Raw genomic sequence first — 20,425 nt, forward strand, 5'->3', positions numbered from 1 at the left:
TCATTTCGCCATTATCTATATTGCCATCTTCAATTTTAATGAAACCACCGCCAGATGAGATCAGTATTCCTTTACCACTTTCGACTTTGATAAAGTCATTAATCGCATAAATATGCATCAGTTCTTGTGAGGCGATTTTCATGCTGCTTGCTTGTGACTCAATTTCGACTGCACCTTGCCCAGCTTTGATTTTGATACCCGCTGCTTGAGCAAAGAGTGAAATTTTATCTAAAACGTTTGCCAGAAAAGCTCGACCTGAAAAAATTTGAACATTACGTTCTGAACTTATATCAATGTTTTCTTTGGCTTGGGCAATTATGCCTTTATCTGCATCGAAAATAAGTGAATCCTTTGCATCGATTGCAATATAAGGGGTCGAATCTGATTCATTCCAGTTCGGAAGCGCTATTTTTATGGCTTCTTGTAACTCCAATGCTGGCGCAGAAGTTTGGTGTTGTTTCGCTGCTTCCTGAATGGCTTGATTAGTTGCTAAGAATTTTTCGATATTATTTTGAAGATTGTCGCGATCAAGTTGGTTTCCAGCAGCATTACTTGCTATTTCTGTTGTAATTAATATTCCTTTAGGCGCACGTATTCCGCCCCAATCATCGGTCCTTAACTCAAACCCTTCACCACGACCATCACTTTCTGCGGTTTCTTTGGGATGACTTAGATTGCCTAAATTTAGCTGTGTTGCACCGTGGCTAGATTGTAGCTGTGTACTCAGTTGCCCAGTGCTATCGTCAAATCTGAGTTGCCCAAAGCCTTCCCCCGAAATCTCTTTTGATCGAATACCACTCAGCTTTTTGGTTTCTGGCAATTTGCCTTTGATATCAAATTGGGTTGGACTTCGATGTCCTTCATGGATTCGTCCTGTAACAAAGGGTCTGTCAATATTACCATCAAAAAAATCAATCACTACCGTCTCACCAGCACGAGGTAGAAATCTTGCACCATAACCTTCACCCGCCCATGGCGTCAGTACATCGACCCATGCAGAATCGGTATCAGTATCGTTTGAACCAGCACCACCATCATGAGCATGATCTTCAATTCGAGTAAATAGGAAACGTACTTTTATCCGACCCCATTCATCCACATAGATTTCATCACCATCACTGACCACTTTGGCACGTTGTACGTGAGCCGTTGGTCGATGTTTTAAAGGGTCATATTCAGGAACGATATCAATGTTACGACGAACTAAGGTAAGCTCATTGGCTTGACGTTCTTGTTTACTGTCTTTATTGCTTTGCCAATGGCTGAGGGTGAGTAGTTTTTCAACTTGATCTTGAATATCTTTGGGAAAGTTGTTCTGATGGTAAAAGTGCTTATTCAGTATAAGCAGTTCCTTATCACTTCCACGATGATTTCTGTCCAACTCTGGATGATCAGTCAATTGAAACCAATAGCCAACCTGTGTATCACGGACACTACTATGCGCGGTAAAGTATTTGGCTTGCAAAGCTTGATATTGATTCAGTTGTTTATTCAGTTTATCGAGTTGGCTATTTCCTGATGCTGTGGCTTGGTCTTCACCTTTAAGGTCACGGATCCATGCAGGAGAGATATTCCAAGCTTGTTCTAGACTTAGACTCTCATTGTCGCGTTGTGCGCTGTGTTTGTGTGAACTTAGGACGGAACCACTGGCGTCTTCTTGAGTTAAACTGTCTGCTTGCCAACGCTGGACGTGGATTGCTGTAGATTGTAATTGTCTCTTTGCGATAAAACTGGTGATACTGTCATACTGTTCCGTTGCATTCGATCGATGATAACGAATGGTTCTACGCTCAAGGGCCTTAAATTGGGCATTGTCATCAATTAATCTTAGTTTCTGTGGTTCAATACTATTACTAGAAACCAAGTAATTCGACTCATCGATCAGCCAGTTAATTGATTCTTCACGTAAAATCCGAGTAAGGTATTCATAATCAGATTCGTTTGATTGCATGGAGAATGGACGAACATCATAGTCTTTGGTTAAGCCACTGCTATCCAGTATTAAACTTGCTGCAAACAAGGCACTTTTGGATTGCCATTCTTTTACGATAATTTCGCAAATTTCCACAACACGCTTATCCATGAACACGCGGCTATTACGTCTTTTATGCCATAAACTGGTTGGATCTTGCATGGTTAATCGATAAAGGCTCAATGCACCATCGGATTGTCCCTGACTTGCACCTGTGATAATACCTGTCGTTCTAAACAACCTGCCTGAATCTGTAACTTGGTCCACACTCACCTGACAACCAATAAATTGTTTTAATTCTATAAATGGATTTAAGGATAAACAGATCAGTTCTGCGGATAAGCCCTCGTTGACAGCATGATAACCATCAATACGTTGTAACATGATTTGGGAATTGAGTTCCAAATTTGAAAATTGGACACTCATCGCACGTTTTTGAGTTCCGAAGCCAAACTTATCCAAGAAGATAGAAATATTATTCAACATTTTATTATTATAGCCTTACAATTGATAAGTAAAACTTAACATAAAATTTAGTATGGCTCAAATTTACTGGATTATTGTTGTGTTCCAAATTCAATATTCATCTAGAGATATAAATTTAAATTAGGCTTCTTTCATAAGTCCTTTTTAAAACTATAAATCAACATAAAATCCTCCTAATCCTAGCCTTCCCAAAGGGAGAAGAAACTTTCAATATCCATATGATTGCTCAACAGGATCATTTTTTGATTTATGAAAGAGATCTATTATTGATATTATTTTGAAAAATAAAAACCCAAGACGAATCTTGGGTTTTTCACTTAAGTTATCAATAAAACGCGTTTAACTTGCTAAGCCAACAGCTTTAGCACGTGCCTTATGTAACTTCTTATAGCTGTCAATAAGTCTTAAATGACGATCAAGCCCTTCAAGCTGCATACTGGTTTCAGTCAAACCATAAAAACGCATACTGCCGTCTAGAGAACCAATAACTGCATCCATTCGTTCATCACCAAACATACGACGGAAATTCGCTTCATAGTCATCTAAATCCATGTCGTCATCTAGTTCAACTTCAAGCATCACATTCATACACTGATAGAACAAGCCGCGTTCTACAGTATTGGTATTGTATTGCAGGAATTGTTCAACTAAATCTTTGGCTTCTTCAAACTGTTGTAAAGCAAGATAAATCAACAGTTTTAACTCAAGGATGGTCAGTTGCCCCCATACAGTATTATCATCAAATTCAATCCCAATTAAAGTCACGATATCGGTGTAATCATCTACCTCAACCTCTTCAAGACGTTCAACTAAAGCTTCTAGTTGCTCATCATCTAAACGATGGATATTTAAGATATCTTCACGGAATAACAATGCTTTGTTGGTATTGTCCCAAATTAAGTCTTCAACCAAATAAATTTCAGAATAATCAGGCACAATGATACGGCAAGCTGTCGCGTCTAAGTGCTCATAGACTGCCATATAGACTTCTTTGCCCATTTCTTCAAGAATGTTTAGCATGGTCTTTACTTCTTCAGCATTGGCATTTTCACCTGCACTGCTAAAATCCCATTCAACAAAGTCATGGTCTGATTTTGCACTAAAGAAACGCCAAGACACCACACCACTTGAATCGATAAAATGTTCAACAAAATTATTTGGTTCAGTCACCGCATTACTGCTAAAGGTTGGTTTAGGTAAATCATTTAAACCTTCAAAACTACGACCTTGTAATAACTCGGTTAAGCTACGCTCTAAAGCAACTTCAAGCTTAGGATGCGCGCCAAACGATGCAAATACGCCACCTGTACGTGGGTTCATCAGTGTGACACACATCACTGGAAATTCACCGCCTAACGATGCATCTTTAACCAAGACAGGAAAGCCCTGTTCTTCTAGGCCTTTAATGCCCTCAACAATACGCGGGTATTTTGCTAAAACGTCTTCAGGTACATCTGGAAGTGCAATTTCTCCCTCTAAAATTTCATGTTTAACCGCACGTTCAAAAATTTCAGATAAACACTGTACTTGAGCTTCGGCTAAGGTGTTTCCTGCACTCATACCATTGCTTAGATATAAGTTTTCAATCAAATTTGATGGGAAATATACAACTTCTTGATCTGATTGGCGTACAAATGGTAATGAACAAATCCCACGCTCAGTATTACCAGAGTTGGTGTCATACAAATGCGTACCTAACAATTCATTGTCTGGGTTATATACCTCTAATGTATATTCATCCAGTATTTCTTTAGGTAGCGCTCCATTTGGTCCTGGTTTAAACCATTTTTCATCTGGATAATGTACAAACTCAGCATTGGCAATGTCTTGCCCCCAAAACTGGTCGTTGTAGAAGAAATTACAATTTAAACGCTCAATGAACTCGCCTAATGCCGAAGCCAAGGCGCTTTCTTTGGTTGAACCTTTACCATTGGTAAAACACATTGGAGATTGCGCATCACGAATATGTAATGACCATACATTTGGAACAATATTTCGCCATGAGGCAATTTCAATTTTCATTCCCAAACCTGCCAGAATCTCTGACATATTGGCAATAGTTTCCTCTAAAGGCAGATCTTTACCTTCAATATAAGTTGAGCTTTCTTGTGCTAAGTTTGGCATGAGCAATGCTTGTGCATCGGCATCAATACTTTCAACTTCTTCAATAACAAATTCAGGACCTGTTTGGATGACTTTTTTAACGGTACAACGGTCGATCGAACGCAAAATACCTTGACGATCTTTATCCGAAATATCCGCAGGCAGTTCAACCTGAATTTTAAAAATTTGTTTATAGCGGTTTTCAGGATCGACAATATTGTTTTGCGATAAACGAATATTATCTGTCGGGATGTCACGAGCTGCACAATATACTTTCACAAAGTAAGCAGCACACAAAGCAGATGATGCAAGAAAATAATCGAAAGGACCCGGCGCAGAGCCATCACCTTTATAGCGAATGGGTTGATCAGCAATTACTGTAAAGTCATCGAACTTGGCTTCTTGTCGAAGATTGTCGAGGTAATTGACTTTGATTTCCATGTGGGCACCTAAATATTCTTATGTGTTGGCATGGACACATAAAATTTAAATATTGAAAAATAAGCCGAATCACGGAGAAGAAATTGACTTAAAACGAACCAACCTCAACTGAGGTCAGTAATAATGGACGCTATTATAGAATTATTTTACACAATTGATAACTTTAGAATGGAAAGTTTGAAAATACTTTAAACAAAAGCCATTCCTAGAAATGGCTTTGTTGATTAAAAATTTTTACAGCCGCGCTTAAAGCACTGGAATGATCGAAGGAAGCATGTCATGAATGGTCTTACCATTACAGGTATCGCCAATCGCAGACATTTTCCATGCACCATTGTGGCGATAGACTTTAGCGATAATCAAGGCAGTATAATTGCCTTTGGCAGAAAGGTTATATTTTGCGATTTCAGTATTGGTATTTGAGTCGACTAAACGACAAAATGCATTTTCAACTTTTTCAAAAGTTTGACCACGGAAACTACTAATTGTAAAAACCAGTGCTTTGACTTGTGGTGGAATTTTGGTTAGATCAACATGGATCACTTCATCATCGCCATCACCAGCACCTGTACGATTATCCCCTGAATGCCAAATACTGCCATCCTTACTTTTTAATTGACCGAACCATACTGCATCAAGCGGTTGATTGTTTTCATCAAAAATAATGACAGACGCATCAAGGTCGATTGAATCACCACCACCGCCACCAAAAAGACCACCTAAAAATCCGCCACTCTTCGCCACATCCCAGCCTGCACCAAGATAAATTTTGGTCAAAGATGAACCATCACCTTTTTCTAAAGAGATTTTTTGACCTTTTACTAAACTAATACTCATGTGTTTCCCTCATAGATTTAATTGTTTCTATTTAAATTTAAAGCTGAAGATAACCATGTGAGGTAACTCTTGCGATTTCGGGAACAAATAATGACTTTGCCATTGCCCCTAAACTTAAGCACCATACCTTCACCACTGGTAAAACTATTTAAAAGATTTCCAACAATTCCGCGGTTTTGTGAACTTGGCATCCCAATGTTGTAACTTAAAGACGAATCCCATGCCACAACATGACCATTATCAATGGTGGTTTCTCCATTCTGAGTGCTTACATCAACTTCCATTAAGGTGCCACAACCAGAAATACACAGTTGCCCTTGCCCAGATGATTCCATCACCACAAAACCACCCGTATCACCAAAGAATCCACCACCTAAATTTGCTTGAATCTTGGCTTTGACATTGACATGTTCTGTTGCGGCAACAAAAGCCCCATCAGATAAAGTGTATTGCTGAGGGCCAATGTTAAGAATTTGCATATCTCCATCTATGTTTGGAGAAAGTAGACACTGTCCATGACCAAATGATGCTTTGATTTCTTGCTGAAACAGCGATTCACCTGTGGTAAATCTACGCATAAATGATTGAAATAAGCCGCCTCGTAAATTCCCTGCCAATTCTAAATTTTGTTCAATCATGACCATTGCATCAGATTCACAAAATATTTTTTCTCCCTGTACCAAATCGACCAATAGAAATGGTTCTGGGCTGCCTACAAGTTCAAATTTAGCCATCGATTGTCCTCACTTTATCGAATAATGTTTTTATTTTTCGCTTCTTTTAACCACAGTGGAAATTCCTGAAGCAGCGCATCATACAGTTGTGCTTCAGGCATACTTTGAATATTACTCATTTCAAAAAAATTGCAATTATCTACCACTCGCCCATCCATCGTATCGAGTTGTTCCAACACACCGTAGTTACGACCACCGATACCCACGAACTGCCAAAAAATAGGAAAACTGGATGCATTTTTAAGAATATTTTTAATCTTTTTACTTTCACTGACCCCACCATCTGAAACAAATACCACATAAACGGGTAAGTGAGATGGGTTTTCTTGGGTAAAATATTGAATCACAGTTTCAAGTACAGCTGGTTCATTATTATAACGTGCACCCGCTTTCCACTTTGGGTGTCCGCCTTGATCTGTAATGACAAAATTTTCTAAGTTGTTCAAGGTTACATCGCTTAAACGCAAGGATTTTTCTGCAAATGCCCAACACTCAAAACTACCATCATCATCAAAATTGACTGCCAATGGCATAATTCGGTCGAGTACTTTTTGCACATCACCTTTTATATACTGTTGGTGCATTGAACCTGAATAATCTAGCACTAAAGCGACACGAGCTTTTACATCGAGTAAATTGTTTTTTTCTAAACTGATTAAAGACTTTTTAGTAATATCTACCAAATGCGGGGCTGCATTTTGGATTTTATCCAGTACCACTTTCTTTTTCAGATCGATTGTTGATGGTGTATTGCTTGTCGATGGGTTTACTGTTGATGGAGCAGCTGCTGTACTTTCTTCAACTTCTCCCCCAAAGTGCTCTACCAAAGCCTTTAAGCCACCATTAAAACCTTGACCAATTGCAGCGATGCGCCAAGTATCACTTTTAAAGTAAATCTCAGTCAGCATCACAGCTTTTTCTTGGCTAAAATTAGAACCATTTAAACGATAACTGGCAACAACCTGACCCTGTTGATTAGCTAACTCAACCTGAATCGATTGCATATTTTGGATTTGAGACTGTTCATTGGCTAAGGTTGCACAAATAACAAAACGTGACGTTCGTGTTGCGTCTATCTTGTTTAAATCAAAGGTAAAATTATGTATGTTGCCTTGAAGCTGATATTGAACTTCGCCTTTCGGAGTCTGTGGCTGATTATAGAAAGTCATATAATCATCATGGAAAAGTTTATCGTTTGGCGCAATACCAAAACTAGAAATATCGATTTCAAAAGGTGCTTGAACCTGTACACGTAGTTTAAACTGTGTCTCTGTCTGCAACAATTGGTGAAGTGCCAGTTTTTGGCCAGTGATGAATTGCATTGTTGTTCTCTATTTAGTACTTGAAAATAATTTTTACTGTGTTCATAAATGAACCGATTTAAACCGAATCACTTTCAAGTACTAAAAGATAAATCTTTTAGTACTGATTTTGAAAATTAAACTGCAACACCATAACTTGCAGCTAAAGCGCCTAAGCCGCCGTTAAAACCTTGACCAACTGCTTTGAATTTCCACTCACCGCTATGACGGTATAATTCACCAAAGATCATCGCAACTTCTGTACTACCGTCTTCAGATAAGTCAAAACGAGCAAGTTCTTCTGCATTGCTATCTTTATTGATTACACGGATATAGGCTTTGTCGACCATACCGAAGTTTTGACCATTTTGTTGGCCTTCATGAATGGTTACAGCAAATACAATTTTAGCCACATCTGCTGGAACTTTAGATAAATCAACTGAAATTGTTTCGTCATCACCATCACCGTCACCTGTACGGTTATCACCGTTATGGTTGACAGAACCACAAGGAGAAGTTTTTTGGTTAAAGAAGATGAAGTCGCCATCTAAACGAACTTTGCCATTTTCACCAGTCAGAAAAGCAACAGCATCCAAGTCAAATGCTTTACCATCTGTCACACGAGGATTCCAGCCTAAACCTAAGTCTACTTTATTCATTGTAGGCGCTGTTTTAGACAGGTTGATGTTACCGCCTTTTGATAAATTAATAGCCATTTTTAGTTTCCTTTGTCAGTTGTTGTTTCAAGAGATTGTTTTTTACTATAAGAAATTGATGAGATCACTGCCCAAACAATAAATGCGACACCAATCAGACCTGTTACGACTTCAGGTACATGTAAGCCTGTACCACTTGCAAGCATGATGAATGCAAGTGCACCAATCGCATAATGCGCGCCATGTTCTAAATAAACATAAGCATCAAGCGTACCTTTTTCTACAAGGTAAACCGTCATCGAACGCACGAAGATTGCACCGATTGCCAAGCCCAGCATAATAATTACCACATCACTGGTAATTGCAAAAGCACCGATTACACCATCGAAACTAAAAGACGCATCAAGTACTTCAAGATACAAGAAGCCACCGATACCGCCTTTGATAATTGTACCTGTTACAGGTGCACCATTATTTGAACTGGTTTGTTCAGTCGCTTGTTCTTGCTCATCATCATGTGAACCGCCTTCAAGCAAGTGTCCGATCACCTGAACACCGACATAAACCACAATTCCCCAGATCCCTGCCATAGTTACAACAAGGCGAGAAGATTCAGGTACAAAATTAGCCATAACCAATAATGCACATAATGAAATAAATACTGAAATCGCTTGAATATTGCCTAGATCAGCAAGTTTTGACTCCAACCAATGGAACCAATGCTCATCTTTTTCATCATCAAATAAGAAGTTAAGGAAGACCAAAAGTAAGAACATACCACCAAATGCTGCAATTTCAGCATGGTGTGCCATGAGTTTTTCAGAGTAGGTTTTCGGATCGTTCAACGCGAGTTTTGCGACTTCTATCATCCCCATGTCTGCAGTGACGCCAACAATGAGTAATGGAAAGATTAAACGCATACCAAATACAGCGATAACAATACCGACTGTCAAAAATAAGGTTCGCCAGAAATGATTCCAGTGCTTAAGTACTGAAGCATTTACCACAGCATTATCAAATGATAAAGAAACTTCCATTACTGCAAGAATTGCAGTAATTGCCAATGCCTTGAACATGGTCATTAGGCCGGCTTGGGGCCCATGTGTAAAACCCCAATACGCTGAAATTGCTAAACAAATGATGGTAAAAAGAATCGAAAAGCGAAAATGTTTCATCCATTGAACTCTTATATTAGATGCTTATACCGAACTGTTGGCACATTGCGCTTAAACCGCCAGCATAACCTTGTCCTACAGCTCTAAACTTCCACTCACCATTGTGGCGATATAATTCACCAAAAATCATGGCAGTTTCTGTTGAATAATCTTCATTCAAATCGAAACGAACAATTTCAGTATTGCTTTGATCATTTACCACACGAATAAACGCATTTTGAACTTGACCAAAATTTTGACCGCGACTTTCGCCTTCATGAATGGTAACTGTAATCGCAATCTTTTGAACATCTGCAGGTACTTTTGCCAGATTAATACGAACCGCTTCATCATCACCATCACCCGCACCTGTACGGTTATCGCCTGTATGTTCAACAGAACCTTCTGGTGAACGGGTTTGGTTATAGAAAATGAAATCATGTTCACCACGGACTTTACCGCTTTCACTTAATAAAAATGCCGAAGCATCTAAGTCAAAATCTGTTCCGTCAGTTGCACGCGCATCCCAACCTAAGCCGACCAAAACTTGGTTTAAACTTGGGTCAGTTTTGCTTAAAGATAAGTTGCCACCTTTGTTTAATGAAATTGCCATTTATATTTCCTCTACTTTATTGCAGTGTGCATTGATTGTTTAAATATATGCAGTCGATTAATTTTTAGAACCATGTGTCCATCGGAAACCGAAACCATAATGTTCATCTAAATATTTTTGATCTTTAAAATAACGAACTTCTCGGTTGGCTTGTATAGTGCCATTGTTATTCTTTAATTCTACAATAGAACATGTTGTCAATTGATTACCATCCGTCAAATGAACTTCAATTTCGGGTTGGTCTGGGATCTTAATGGTAACCACGCCATCCGTTGCTGCCCATTGCGCAGCACCTTGATAAATATAAGCATAAATCACAATACGCTCAATTTGATCCCACTGATTACCATTAATGTGCAGATTTTCACCTTGTACAGATGAACCTGTACGGTCATCGCCATCAAGCTGAATAAAAGGTTTGATCTCAAAACGACCAAAACGATTGCCCAACGGTTGTACTAAATCAATTTCACCATTTTTAAGTTGCACCATCGCGCCAAGATCCAGATCTATTGCACTTGAACCCGATAGTTTCTGAAAAAATGATTGGGATTTGGGCTGGCTTTTATTCCAGTTTAAATTGACTGAAATTTTCCCAAAACCATTGCCTTTTTTGCTTAAATTGATGGTTGAATTGTTTTTATCTAGTCTGATTTTAGACAAATTAATATTTGAATTTGTAGGTGTAGGTGTAGGTGTAGGTGTAGGTGTAGGTGTAGTGTTTTTCACTTCATCGGCAATCACAACACCAAAGTTTTCTGCCAATGGCTTTAATCCACCATTAAATCCTTGGCCAACAAAGCGAAACTTCCATTGGTTGTTATGTAAATAAATCTCGGCAAGGATTAAGGCTTTTTCAGTTCTATTGCGAGTGTCCAAATGTGCAGTCGCAATACGTTGTTGTGCTGCATAAAGCTCAATATCAATCGGAACAATATTTCCAATAGTGTTTGGTTCATTGATCGTGACACAAATGGCAATTTTTTGAATTTGTGCATCTAAAAGTGCAGTATTGATTTTTAATTTGGTGAGATTTGGATTCTTCGATGACGATTCTAGCAAAACCACACTTTGATTGGATGTTTGACGTTGTCCATAAAAAATCATGTCCTGATCACCACGCACTTTAAGCGTGCCTTGGGCCAGTAAATACGCAGTAACATCTAATTCAATCTCAGCAGAAAAACCTGTTTTAATACAAATTTCAATATCCTGAGCAGGTATTTGAATATTTCCACCAGCAACCAGCTGCATAAACCCTCCACTTTATAGATATATTATCGCTTTTTGATAAAATGAGTTTAAAATCATATGTTATTCAAATGAAGTTTTTTAAATTAACTTTCTTTATAAAAAACAAATAAAAATAGATGTGTTATGTTTTACCATAAAAATGACTAATCTCAAGTGTTTCAGTGTTTTTTTCTTGGGGTTTGATTACTTTTACAAAATATTAAAATTAAATATTGTATCACTACGGGGAATTGTTATATTTTCCAGCGCATCAGATTAATCGCTTTAAAAACTTCGTTATTCTTTATAAAAATTTGAGATTAAATTACCCGTGCTACAGCAATATAAAATTTGGATCGCCGAGTGTTATTCCTGTCAAAATGATATGATTCAATTACTGAAAAGTTCTAATATATCAAAACAACTGACTATATTTTGTTCTCATAGCCGTAATCGCCCCGAACTTGCCTTAAGTGCTGATGTTTATCTTCAGCAACCTGCTATTTCAAAGAGCGCTGAATGGTTATTAGAACAATGTATTGAACACAATATTCAACTGCTCTTCTGTGGAAAGCACAGCCAACATATTGAGCCGTTTAGAGCCCAATTTGAACAACATGCTATTCAGTTGATTACTGGTACACTCAGCTCAGAACAGCATGAGTTGATGAACAATAAATACCAGTTTACCTTACATTGCGAAGCGCAAAATTTATCTGTCATTCCAGCGTTATTAGCAAATTCCACAGAAACGCTGAAAAGATCTATTGAAACATTGCAGCTACAACATAGTGAGATCTGCGCTAAGCCTGTTTATGGGGTTTATGGTGCAGGTTTTGTCCGCTTACAGAATCATGTGTCGTACTTTAAAAACTTTAGCTCACCAACCAAATGTAATACCCAGCAATTTATAGAGGCATATAATCAACAGGAAGAGCCTGTTGAATATCTGATTATGCCTTATTTGGCTGGGCAAGAATGTTCAGTTGATATTGCTTGTAGTCAAGGAAAGATCATTGCTCAAGTAACCAGAATCAAACATGTTTATTTTCAAGAATGTTTTTTGCAACATCCTTGTCATCAAATTTGTATAGATTTAGTCGATTATTTTCAATGTGATGGACTAATTAACATCCAATTTAAACAAGATGAAAGCTTGCAATGGCATATTCTTGAGATTAATCCACGCCCTGCTGGTGGTTTTGCTTATACACAACATACGGGAGTCAATTTAATTGCCGAACTGATTGCTGAAAAATTAAATTTGAACTTAGTTCGAGCACCGCAACAATCGCCTGTTAAAGCTTTACCGATTGCCCATAGTATAAAATTGGATTTGTAATATAGATGAAGCATATAGATTTAAGTCGTGGGCGAATCACTGTTCAAGTTAACCAACAACATAGCCACTGGGCTTTAGATGATTTATTAGATTTTGCAGAAAGAATTAATCCTAAAAGAGCATTTTTATTTGTTTCCAAAGTATTGGGGAAACATATTCCTGTTGCACCCTCTGTCATGCAGCGTAGCTATAGCGATTTAGCCAGTTTAGTGCCTACAGATTTAGCTGGGCCAATTTGTGTCATTGGTATGGCTGAAACAGCCGTCGGTTTAGGTGCTGGGGTTTATCGTGAATTAAAAAAACAACATGGCAAAAATGCGATTTTCTTAACCACAACACGACACCCTGTATCGACTTTACCGACATTGGGGCTTTTTCTAGAAGAACATAGTCATGCACAAGATCAGTTTATTCTAAGCAGCCACGATCCAGTTAAACATCAGCAAGTGGTTGATTCAAAGACCTTGATTTTAGTTGATGATGAAATTTCAACAGGAAAAACCTTTAAAAATCTGATCAATAGTTTAACCAATTCCGGTTTGCAGCAAGTTGAACGCGTAATATTGGTCACGTTGGTGAACTGGGCTGAGCACAGTCTTGCAACGGATGAGCTTGATATCCCTGTGGAAGTGGTTTCATTATTGCAAGGAAATTGGCAGTGGCAAGCGAATCAACACAATATTCAGGTTAATATGCCCAATGTCAGCTCCACTGAGCAACAGGCACAGAAAATTATTGCACCAAATAATTGGGGGCGTGAGCCAGGTTATTTAGAATGTAAGCCATGGGAACATATTCACATCAATCATCCAGGCGAAAAAATACTTGTACTTGGTTCAGGTGAGTTTAGTTGGATCCCTTTTCTTATTGCAGAACAGTTGGAACAACAAGGTGCTGAAACATATTTTAGTTCAACAACCCGTTCACCAATCATGCAAGGACATGCAATAAAAAGTATTTGCCAGTTTCATGATAACTATGGGCTCAATATTCAAAACTTTGCTTATAACGTAAAACATCAAGAATTTGATCGGGTGCTTTTGGTGATTGAAACACATCAAGATAGTGTAGACCCAAGCTTGTTTGAACAAATTAAAAATTTGGAAGTAATCAGTTATGAACCCTAAACCTTTGGTCTTTGTCGACTTGGATGACACTTTATTTCAAACTTATCGAAAACAACAACCGACACCACAACATCAAATGGTGACTACAGATGTTTCTGGACAACCGCTTTCATATATGAGCCCAAAACAGCAGTCTTTTTTGAATTGGTTGCTTGAATCTGCTGAAGTTGTGCCTGTGACTGCTCGTTCAGTTGAAGGCTTTAAACGTGTACAAATCCCCTTTCAATATGGTGCGATTTGTTCCCACGGTGGCACGATTCTAGATCAGAATTTAGCCGTGGATACAGACTGGTTTGATCTTCAAAAACAACATGAAATTCAACTCAATGGCATACTGACTGACTTGCCAGATGCTTTGCATGACTATGCCAAAGATTTGGGTGAAGTCAGAACTTGGACCTTGGTTGAAAATGAACTGAGTATTTATTCTGTCGCAAAACAAAAACAAGCTGGTGCGTTATTTTTAGATCAGCTTGTTGAAAAATTACCTAAAACGCTACTAGAACAATGCTATATCCATATCAATGGCAATAATCTGGCGATTATTCCACATCATGTCAGCAAACAAAGCGCGGTTGAGTTTTATATTCAAAAACATGATCCGCAACGGGAACGTATTATTTTAGGTTGGGGCGATAGTCTATCAGATGCTGGATTCCTCAGCTGTTGTGATTGGTTTGGAATGCCGAAAAGCAGTCAGTTGGATAAGTTTCTCAATACGCAATTAAGCCATGATTTTGACACTAAAGGATATTTAGGTCATGTCTAATGCATTGATTACACCACTCAATCCAATCTTGAGTAAACTTGGCTTTCACGGTTCATATCGTCCCGAAGATGTCACTTTTTTGATGCAGATTGATGATATTCAACCCACTGCTGTTGAAGAAAAAGAATATCTGATCCAGTCAGGAAAAATGCACTATTCACAAATGATCGGTGCTGAACATCCGCCAACGGATGAACAGATGCAACATTATCAGCATGCCTTTGAACAAGGTGCACAGCGCCTTGCCGAAGAAGTTCAGAAAATTGGCAACAGTTTGATGCAACGTTTTCCCAAACAAGAGATTGTTTTGGTGAGCTTGGTTCGTGCTGGTGTTCCTTTAGGTGTTCTACTCAAGCATTACCTTGAAAAGCATCAGTCTTGCTATCACTATGGTATTAGTATTATTCGTGATCGTGGTGTTGATTTTGCTGCACTGCAAGCGATTATTGAACAACATGGTGCTCAGAATATCGTTTTTGTAGATGGCTGGACAGGTAAAGGCGCAATATGCAAAGAACTCACAAAAAATCTACAAGACATTCCTGAGCTCTTTGATGAAAATTGGCAGATCCCGCGTTTAGTTACCCTGTCTGATTTGGGTGGTTATTCTTGGTTAAGTGCCAGTACAGATGATTGGTTGATTCCATTTGGGATATTGGGTTCAGTGATCTCTGGACTGACTTCTCGGACGATTTTAAAAGAAAGCATAGAACAGCAAGATGCCCGAAACAATTGCTACCAGACACAAAAATGGCATAGTTGTTTGATCTACGATCAGTTAAAACCTTATGACCTTTCTGTTAATTTTATTGAGAAAATACGACTGTTGATTGAACAAAACCCAACTGATAAACAGGTGAACTGGAACAATCAAATTCGTTTAGTACAACAGCAGCAATGTGCAGAAACGATTGACTGGATTGCAGCACAATATGCGATTCAAAATATTAACCATATAAAACCCAGTATTGCTGAAGCAACACGTGCAGTTTTAAGACGCATACCTGAGCGAATCTTATTAAAAGACGAATCTAATCCTCATGTACAATTATTATTGCACTTTGCACGTGAGCGAAATATTCCAGTCGATATTCTGGGAACAAAATTAGGTCCTTATCACGCAGCAACATTGATAAAAAAAGTAGAGAAGAACAAATGAAGCCACTTTTACACGCCATTGAGCTTGGCGCGACCATGTATATTCCTGCAACACATGAACAATTGTGGGAAGTTACCCAAGGAATTAAATTTCCGCAGATTAAATCAATTGCGGTATGCCTTGAAGATGCTGTACTCGAATCAGATGTTCAAACGGCAATGGTTAATTTAAAACATTTATTGCAAAGAAGACTGGATGAACCCAGTTTAAAAGCCCCTACCATTTTTATCCGTCCTAGAAATATGGAAATGGCGAAGCACATTGTCGACTGGGATCTAAATCAAACATTTAATGGCATGATTTTGCCCAAGTTTAATGTATTTAATCTCAAAAATTGGATGAATGTATTACCTGCCAATTTGCAATATATGCCGACGCTTGAAACCAAAGAAATCTTTGATGTGGCACACAATATTGAACTTTACCAAGCCCTTAAATATGACTTTCATAAAACACTATGTTTAAGAATTGGTGGCAATGACCTCTTGTCCTGTTTAAATTTGCGTAGACCCAAAAACACCACGATTTATCAGACGCCTGTGGGCATTTTGATTTCACAATTGGCGGGATTATTTATTCCCAACGGTTTTCAGTTGAGTTCACCTGTGTGTGAACATTTTGAAAATACACAGCTATTGATGCAAGAGCTGGAACAAGACATGAATAATGGAATTTATACCAAAACGGCAATTCATCCTGCTCAAATTGGTCATATTCATCATGCCTTACAAGTTCAACCTGAAGAGTTCCATGAGGCTCAGTTAATCTTAGCCCACGATGCTAAAAGTGTATTTAAATGTCATGGTTCAATGATCGAACCTGCAACCCATAAAAATTGGGCTGAAATGATTTTACTCAGATATAAAACTTTTGGTTTGGTCAAATCATCGTGTTCAACACATGACAAAATATTGGTGGTATAAGCCTTGATTAGAGGTTGAAGCAGCAAATTATGCTTCAACCATTTGTACTACAGCTAAACGACCACCATCTTGTTTAGAAAATAAAATTTGAACACCATCTTTTAATTCAATTTTACCGCCAATTGGGATCTGCGTTTTATTGGCAACATCGGTAAGATCAGGCATATCTTCATTAACCAACCACCATACATCATTATGTAAGACGAAATAGCCTTTTCGCTTGGTCTGTTCTGCGGTCAAGCGTTCATTCGGTGCAATCATATTATTGGTATGCCATGCGTAAATAGATTGGCCTGTCCACACCATTAAACGATGATTATCAGGTCTAAAATTACCTTGCTGCCGTGCTGAGTATAAATTGAGAATGGGTAATTTTCCTTTAAACGGCGTATGGCAAAATGGACATTCAGGTTTAGTGGAATTATCAAAGACATACCACTTTTGACCACAACGGTGATTATGACACGGCTGAATCAAATCCACTGTTTTAACCAAAGCTGTTTCCCAGTCGTTGGCTGAGGGGCGCTTGGCAGGATCATGTAAACCTTCGACAAAGCTTTTGATAAAGAGCTCAGACAAATACGGTCCAGTCACTGTAAAAGGTACTTTTGCAGGATCCCCCCATGGTTGCTGACTGACTTTAAGTTGAGTCGGTTTCACCTGATTACTATGATCTGTTGGGTGTTCAATAAACAGCGCTTTTTCACCCATTCCCAGCGTTTCATCCTTTTGCGGATCATTCATATCATGAATTTTTCCACCACGTAACGGATGTCGATAGAGCAAATACATATAAATCAATACCGCCAAAGCATGTTTATCTGTCGCAATACTGGGTAAATAACGATCAGGATTGTCTTTGGATAAATGACTGGTGCGTACCACTTCTGGCGCAATAAAATCAGGAGTACCGACAACGTCAGGTGGGTATTTTCCAGGTACCACCAAACCATCAACGTCAATAACACTAGCACTGCCAGAAACAGGATCGACCAAAATATTTTTATAAGATAAATCTGAATGGGCCAAACCAGCAGCATGCATACGGCGTACTGCGCGGGAAATTAGAATTCCTATTTTAAGGTAATTTAGCCAAGTGCCTTTTTCTTTGTCGTCGAGAAATCTGTTTTGGTTATTTGCACTTGCAAACCATTTCCCTTCTTTTTCTTTGCCTTTGATTTGCAGAAAATCATTATTTTTTGAACCATATTCAAAGAAAAATTGTTTTCTATAGGTTGGGGCGGTAATCCCAAGCAAATTATTATATTCAACTAAACCGTCGGGCCAACAGAAAATATTTTTCCAATAGTCCCCACCAATCCCATTAAAGATACTTTGCCATTTATTGCCTACAATTTCTTTTAAACGATCTTTTTGCTGCTCAAAGGTGGCTTTAGAGTCATAAAACTTATTCTTTTCTTTACTGAAAAAGCACACCACATAGCTACGATCAGGTGAAAAATATACATCTTTCATTGCACCTGAACCGATAATTTCATCTACAAATTCAATTTCACGTCCATCAACGGTGGTACATTTAATAATTTTTGCTGACATACTTGCCACCTTACACTATATTCTTCAAATACTTAGATATTATTTATACAGATATTGTTGAATGCTTATTCCATAATACGGCCATGGTACGATCATCATGATGCCCAGCTGTAAAGAAATGCATCCATTCCAACAATGCTATATCAGCTGCTTCATTCTGTAGCAACGGATCCAGTTCACGGTATAAACTTTGCCATTTGTCAAAATTGGATAAGTCAGAATCTGTTTCAAATTTTGGATCTGAAATACCATCTGTCATCAACATAATCGCATGGGTATCTTTAAAGCAGCCTATTTTTAAACGGTTTGGAAATTCTGTTGCAATACTCAGATCTAGAAACTTGGTCTGTCCTGCATATTCACCACCATCTGGAACATTCATCAGACGCACATTGTCCTCGCTATATACTGCGATTGCACCGTCTCCCACTGAAAATGCACTGATAAAGGTTTTGTCAGCTAATTTACATACGACCGCAACCAGCAATGTGGTTGAAAAATCTTTAGTATTTGCCCCAATCTGTTCTGCTTGTAATTTGATTTGGTTAATAATTGATTTATAAATTTCATAATATACATGATGAAACTGCTCATTTAACTTCTTGGCAACTGCAACAGTTTCAGCATCCTGACTGCCCACTTGCCATTTTTCTAAGTCAGCAATCAGGCTTTCAACCGTGTGTGGATTTAAATAGTTTTTAAACTCATTTTCAACAATCTCTACCGCAATTCGAGACCCTTCTCTGGAGTATTGCGCACTGCCCGCACCATCTGCCACAGTCAAGACCGACCAAGATGTATTGTCAATTAAGGTAATCGAAAAATCGTCATCTCTAAATAAGCCTGCATGTTCATGTGAACGGCCACGACGACTTGCAGCGATAATTTTATAGTCCACGGCATCAATCAAGGCTTGATCCAAATGTGGCTTGCTAAATTTTTGCCCAGACTCAGGTTCAATGACTTTCCATAAACTACGTGGGTCTGCAATGATATTCAACCGACACTGGGCGGAGCGTGTTTCTCCATCAGCGATAAACTGAAAAGAAAATTCGATTGAATCTGCTTGTAGTGGTTCACCATGAATACGCTGTGTGGCTTCATCGAAATAAAAACTTGTATCTGGAAATTTAAAGCTTTCAGATTTGAATGTTAATTGATTGACATCATGTTGTGAAATCACTGAAATTTGAGATTGATAGTGTTGTCCTACTCGGGCATTTTCAACCTGAAATTTAATGTCTTCATATTTACTTCGTCTAAACACAGATTCGATCTCTAATCTATTCTTCTCAGTTTCAGAAGATATTATTTCAGGGGTTGAGCTTATATTTTCAGAATCAATTGTCAGCTTGTTTTCTAAATTGGGTTCAGTTGTTAAGGCTGATGTTTGCTCGACTTGATCTGCAACAACTTGCTGTTCAACTTGTAGGATCGGTGCCAGTTGTAATGTTGTATGAAGATCTAAAGTGATATTTTGCGTTTCGGAAATTGCTCCAACTGAGTTGGTGTTTTCAGATGATGTATGGAGTTGATCCACATTGACTAAAGGATCATCACAATTTTGTTGAATATTTTCATCAAGCTTGACGTGTTCATCAACTCTAGTGTGTTGATTGGTTCCAGTTTGCTGATTAAGGCAGGCTTGCTCTTGAACATTCTTTTGTACAGTGGCTTGGGTTCTATCCGAGCTTATAATTTCATGCTGAGACTGTGCAGCAGATGCATTATCCAATAAATCAGCTTCATGAATATTGCTCAAACGCGGTGCAGCTATCTTCACTTTTTCCAATTCGTTGATGAGTTTTGAAAGTTGTTTGAGATTTTGTGGATCACTTAATAAAAATTGTGAAAAATCCTCACTGAAATCAGCAGGATTTTGTTCCAAAATTTGCTTTAATTTGCATACATCACTGTCCATTTTACCCTCTACTCATTTTTCTATTCTATTTGCTTGGTCACTTGGTCACTTGGTCACTCACCAATCACGATGCACTTAAGCGTTAAGCGATATAGAT

15 protein-coding genes and 1 pseudogene are annotated in these 20,425 nt (G+C 38.3%); 5 read left to right on the forward strand and 11 right to left on the reverse strand.

The window, feature by feature from the left end:
* Positions 1 to 13 precede the first annotated feature (13 nt).
* The 9 genes and pseudogenes from ACZ5QH_RS11210 to ACZ5QH_RS11250 form a co-directional block, all read right to left on the reverse strand.
* Positions 14 to 2,458: pseudogene (locus ACZ5QH_RS11210) on the reverse strand (type VI secretion system Vgr family protein); the annotation flags it as partial.
* Between the two features lie 339 nt (positions 2,459 to 2,797).
* A complete protein-coding gene (locus ACZ5QH_RS11215) occupies positions 2,798 to 5,002 on the reverse strand; it encodes an OsmC domain/YcaO domain-containing protein (protein ID WP_303576069.1) in 2,205 nt (734 codons plus the stop codon).
* A 246-nt stretch (positions 5,003 to 5,248) separates the two neighbouring features.
* The gene (locus ACZ5QH_RS11220) at positions 5,249 to 5,839 is read right to left on the reverse strand and encodes a TerD family protein (protein ID WP_004720371.1); all 591 of its coding nucleotides are present in this window, start codon (positions 5,837 to 5,839) and stop codon (positions 5,249 to 5,251) included.
* 17 nt (positions 5,840 to 5,856) lie between these two features.
* On the reverse strand, positions 5,857 to 6,573 hold the full coding sequence (locus ACZ5QH_RS11225; RefSeq protein WP_004720370.1) for a TIGR00266 family protein: 717 nt from the start codon (positions 6,571 to 6,573) through the stop codon (positions 5,857 to 5,859).
* A 14-nt stretch (positions 6,574 to 6,587) separates the two neighbouring features.
* The gene (locus ACZ5QH_RS11230) at positions 6,588 to 7,895 is read right to left on the reverse strand and encodes a vWA domain-containing protein (RefSeq protein WP_303576068.1); all 1,308 of its coding nucleotides are present in this window, start codon (positions 7,893 to 7,895) and stop codon (positions 6,588 to 6,590) included.
* A gap of 116 nt (positions 7,896 to 8,011) precedes the next feature.
* A complete protein-coding gene (locus ACZ5QH_RS11235) occupies positions 8,012 to 8,590 on the reverse strand; it encodes a TerD family protein (protein ID WP_004821595.1) in 579 nt (192 codons plus the stop codon).
* A gap of 2 nt (positions 8,591 to 8,592) precedes the next feature.
* Complete coding sequence (locus ACZ5QH_RS11240; protein ID WP_004821597.1) at positions 8,593 to 9,705, reverse strand: DUF475 domain-containing protein; 1,113 nt, start codon at positions 9,703 to 9,705, stop codon at positions 8,593 to 8,595.
* Between the two features lie 16 nt (positions 9,706 to 9,721).
* Positions 9,722 to 10,297: a TerD family protein gene (locus ACZ5QH_RS11245; protein WP_004821599.1), complete on the reverse strand. Its 576-nt coding sequence runs from the start codon at positions 10,295 to 10,297 to the stop codon at positions 9,722 to 9,724.
* Positions 10,298 to 10,354: 57 nt separating this feature from the next.
* Entirely contained in the window at positions 10,355 to 11,551 is a 1,197-nt protein-coding gene (locus tag ACZ5QH_RS11250) for a TerD family protein (protein ID WP_303576067.1), read from the reverse strand.
* Between the two features lie 364 nt (positions 11,552 to 11,915).
* Here ACZ5QH_RS11250 and ACZ5QH_RS11255 point away from each other — a divergent pair, with 364 nt between their 5' ends.
* Genes ACZ5QH_RS11255 through ACZ5QH_RS11275 form a run of 5 tightly spaced genes read left to right on the forward strand, consistent with a single transcriptional unit; the run spans position 11,916 to position 16,850 of the window.
* Positions 11,916 to 12,872, forward strand: coding sequence for an ATP-grasp domain-containing protein (locus ACZ5QH_RS11255; protein WP_228128950.1), 957 nt, complete (start codon positions 11,916 to 11,918; stop codon positions 12,870 to 12,872).
* Positions 12,873 to 12,877: 5 nt separating this feature from the next.
* Entirely contained in the window at positions 12,878 to 13,999 is a 1,122-nt protein-coding gene (locus ACZ5QH_RS11260; RefSeq protein ID WP_303576066.1) for a phosphoribosyltransferase domain-containing protein, read from the forward strand.
* Complete coding sequence (locus tag ACZ5QH_RS11265; protein ID WP_303576065.1) at positions 13,989 to 14,768, forward strand: HAD family hydrolase; 780 nt, start codon at positions 13,989 to 13,991, stop codon at positions 14,766 to 14,768. Before ACZ5QH_RS11260 ends, ACZ5QH_RS11265 begins: the two co-directional genes overlap by 11 nt.
* Complete coding sequence (locus tag ACZ5QH_RS11270; RefSeq protein ID WP_303576064.1) at positions 14,761 to 15,927, forward strand: cysteine protease StiP domain-containing protein; 1,167 nt, start codon at positions 14,761 to 14,763, stop codon at positions 15,925 to 15,927. Before ACZ5QH_RS11265 ends, ACZ5QH_RS11270 begins: the two co-directional genes overlap by 8 nt.
* Positions 15,924 to 16,850 (forward strand): HpcH/HpaI aldolase/citrate lyase family protein, encoded by a 927-nt coding sequence (locus tag ACZ5QH_RS11275; protein WP_303576063.1) that lies wholly within the window; start codon positions 15,924 to 15,926, stop codon positions 16,848 to 16,850. The genes ACZ5QH_RS11270 and ACZ5QH_RS11275 overlap by 4 nt, the downstream gene beginning before the upstream one ends.
* A gap of 27 nt (positions 16,851 to 16,877) precedes the next feature.
* Here the strand turns inward: ACZ5QH_RS11275 and ACZ5QH_RS11280 are convergent, their stop codons facing one another.
* Entirely contained in the window at positions 16,878 to 18,407 is a 1,530-nt protein-coding gene (locus tag ACZ5QH_RS11280; RefSeq protein ID WP_151801412.1) for a helix-hairpin-helix domain-containing protein, read from the reverse strand.
* Between the two features lie 43 nt (positions 18,408 to 18,450).
* Complete coding sequence (locus ACZ5QH_RS11285; protein WP_303576062.1) at positions 18,451 to 20,328, reverse strand: PP2C family serine/threonine-protein phosphatase; 1,878 nt, start codon at positions 20,326 to 20,328, stop codon at positions 18,451 to 18,453.
* Positions 20,329 to 20,425 lie beyond the last annotated feature (97 nt).

Source organism: Acinetobacter sp. Ac8, assembly GCF_055392545.1.

Bases quoted from the DNA above. Each gene is read 5' to 3' on its own strand.
- ACZ5QH_RS11225 (WP_004720370.1), bottom strand. From the start codon at position 6,573: ATGGCTAAATTTGAACTTGTAGGCAGCCCAGAACCATTTCTATTGGTC.
- ACZ5QH_RS11275 (WP_303576063.1), top strand. From the start codon at position 15,924: ATGAAGCCACTTTTACACGCCATTGAGCTTGGCGCGACCATGTATATT.
- ACZ5QH_RS11255 (WP_228128950.1), top strand. From the start codon at position 11,916: ATGATTCAATTACTGAAAAGTTCTAATATATCAAAACAACTGACTATA.
- ACZ5QH_RS11270 (WP_303576064.1), top strand. From the start codon at position 14,761: ATGTCTAATGCATTGATTACACCACTCAATCCAATCTTGAGTAAACTT.
- ACZ5QH_RS11245 (WP_004821599.1), bottom strand. From the start codon at position 10,297: ATGGCAATTTCATTAAACAAAGGTGGCAACTTATCTTTAAGCAAAACT.
- ACZ5QH_RS11280 (WP_151801412.1), bottom strand. From the start codon at position 18,407: ATGTCAGCAAAAATTATTAAATGTACCACCGTTGATGGACGTGAAATT.
- ACZ5QH_RS11230 (WP_303576068.1), bottom strand. From the start codon at position 7,895: ATGCAATTCATCACTGGCCAAAAACTGGCACTTCACCAATTGTTGCAG.
- ACZ5QH_RS11285 (WP_303576062.1), bottom strand. From the start codon at position 20,328: ATGGACAGTGATGTATGCAAATTAAAGCAAATTTTGGAACAAAATCCT.
- ACZ5QH_RS11250 (WP_303576067.1), bottom strand. From the start codon at position 11,551: ATGCAGCTGGTTGCTGGTGGAAATATTCAAATACCTGCTCAGGATATT.
- ACZ5QH_RS11240 (WP_004821597.1), bottom strand. From the start codon at position 9,705: ATGAAACATTTTCGCTTTTCGATTCTTTTTACCATCATTTGTTTAGCA.
- ACZ5QH_RS11220 (WP_004720371.1), bottom strand. From the start codon at position 5,839: ATGAGTATTAGTTTAGTAAAAGGTCAAAAAATCTCTTTAGAAAAAGGT.
- ACZ5QH_RS11235 (WP_004821595.1), bottom strand. From the start codon at position 8,590: ATGGCTATTAATTTATCAAAAGGCGGTAACATCAACCTGTCTAAAACA.
- ACZ5QH_RS11260 (WP_303576066.1), top strand. From the start codon at position 12,878: ATGAAGCATATAGATTTAAGTCGTGGGCGAATCACTGTTCAAGTTAAC.
- ACZ5QH_RS11265 (WP_303576065.1), top strand. From the start codon at position 13,989: ATGAACCCTAAACCTTTGGTCTTTGTCGACTTGGATGACACTTTATTT.
- ACZ5QH_RS11215 (WP_303576069.1), bottom strand. From the start codon at position 5,002: ATGGAAATCAAAGTCAATTACCTCGACAATCTTCGACAAGAAGCCAAG.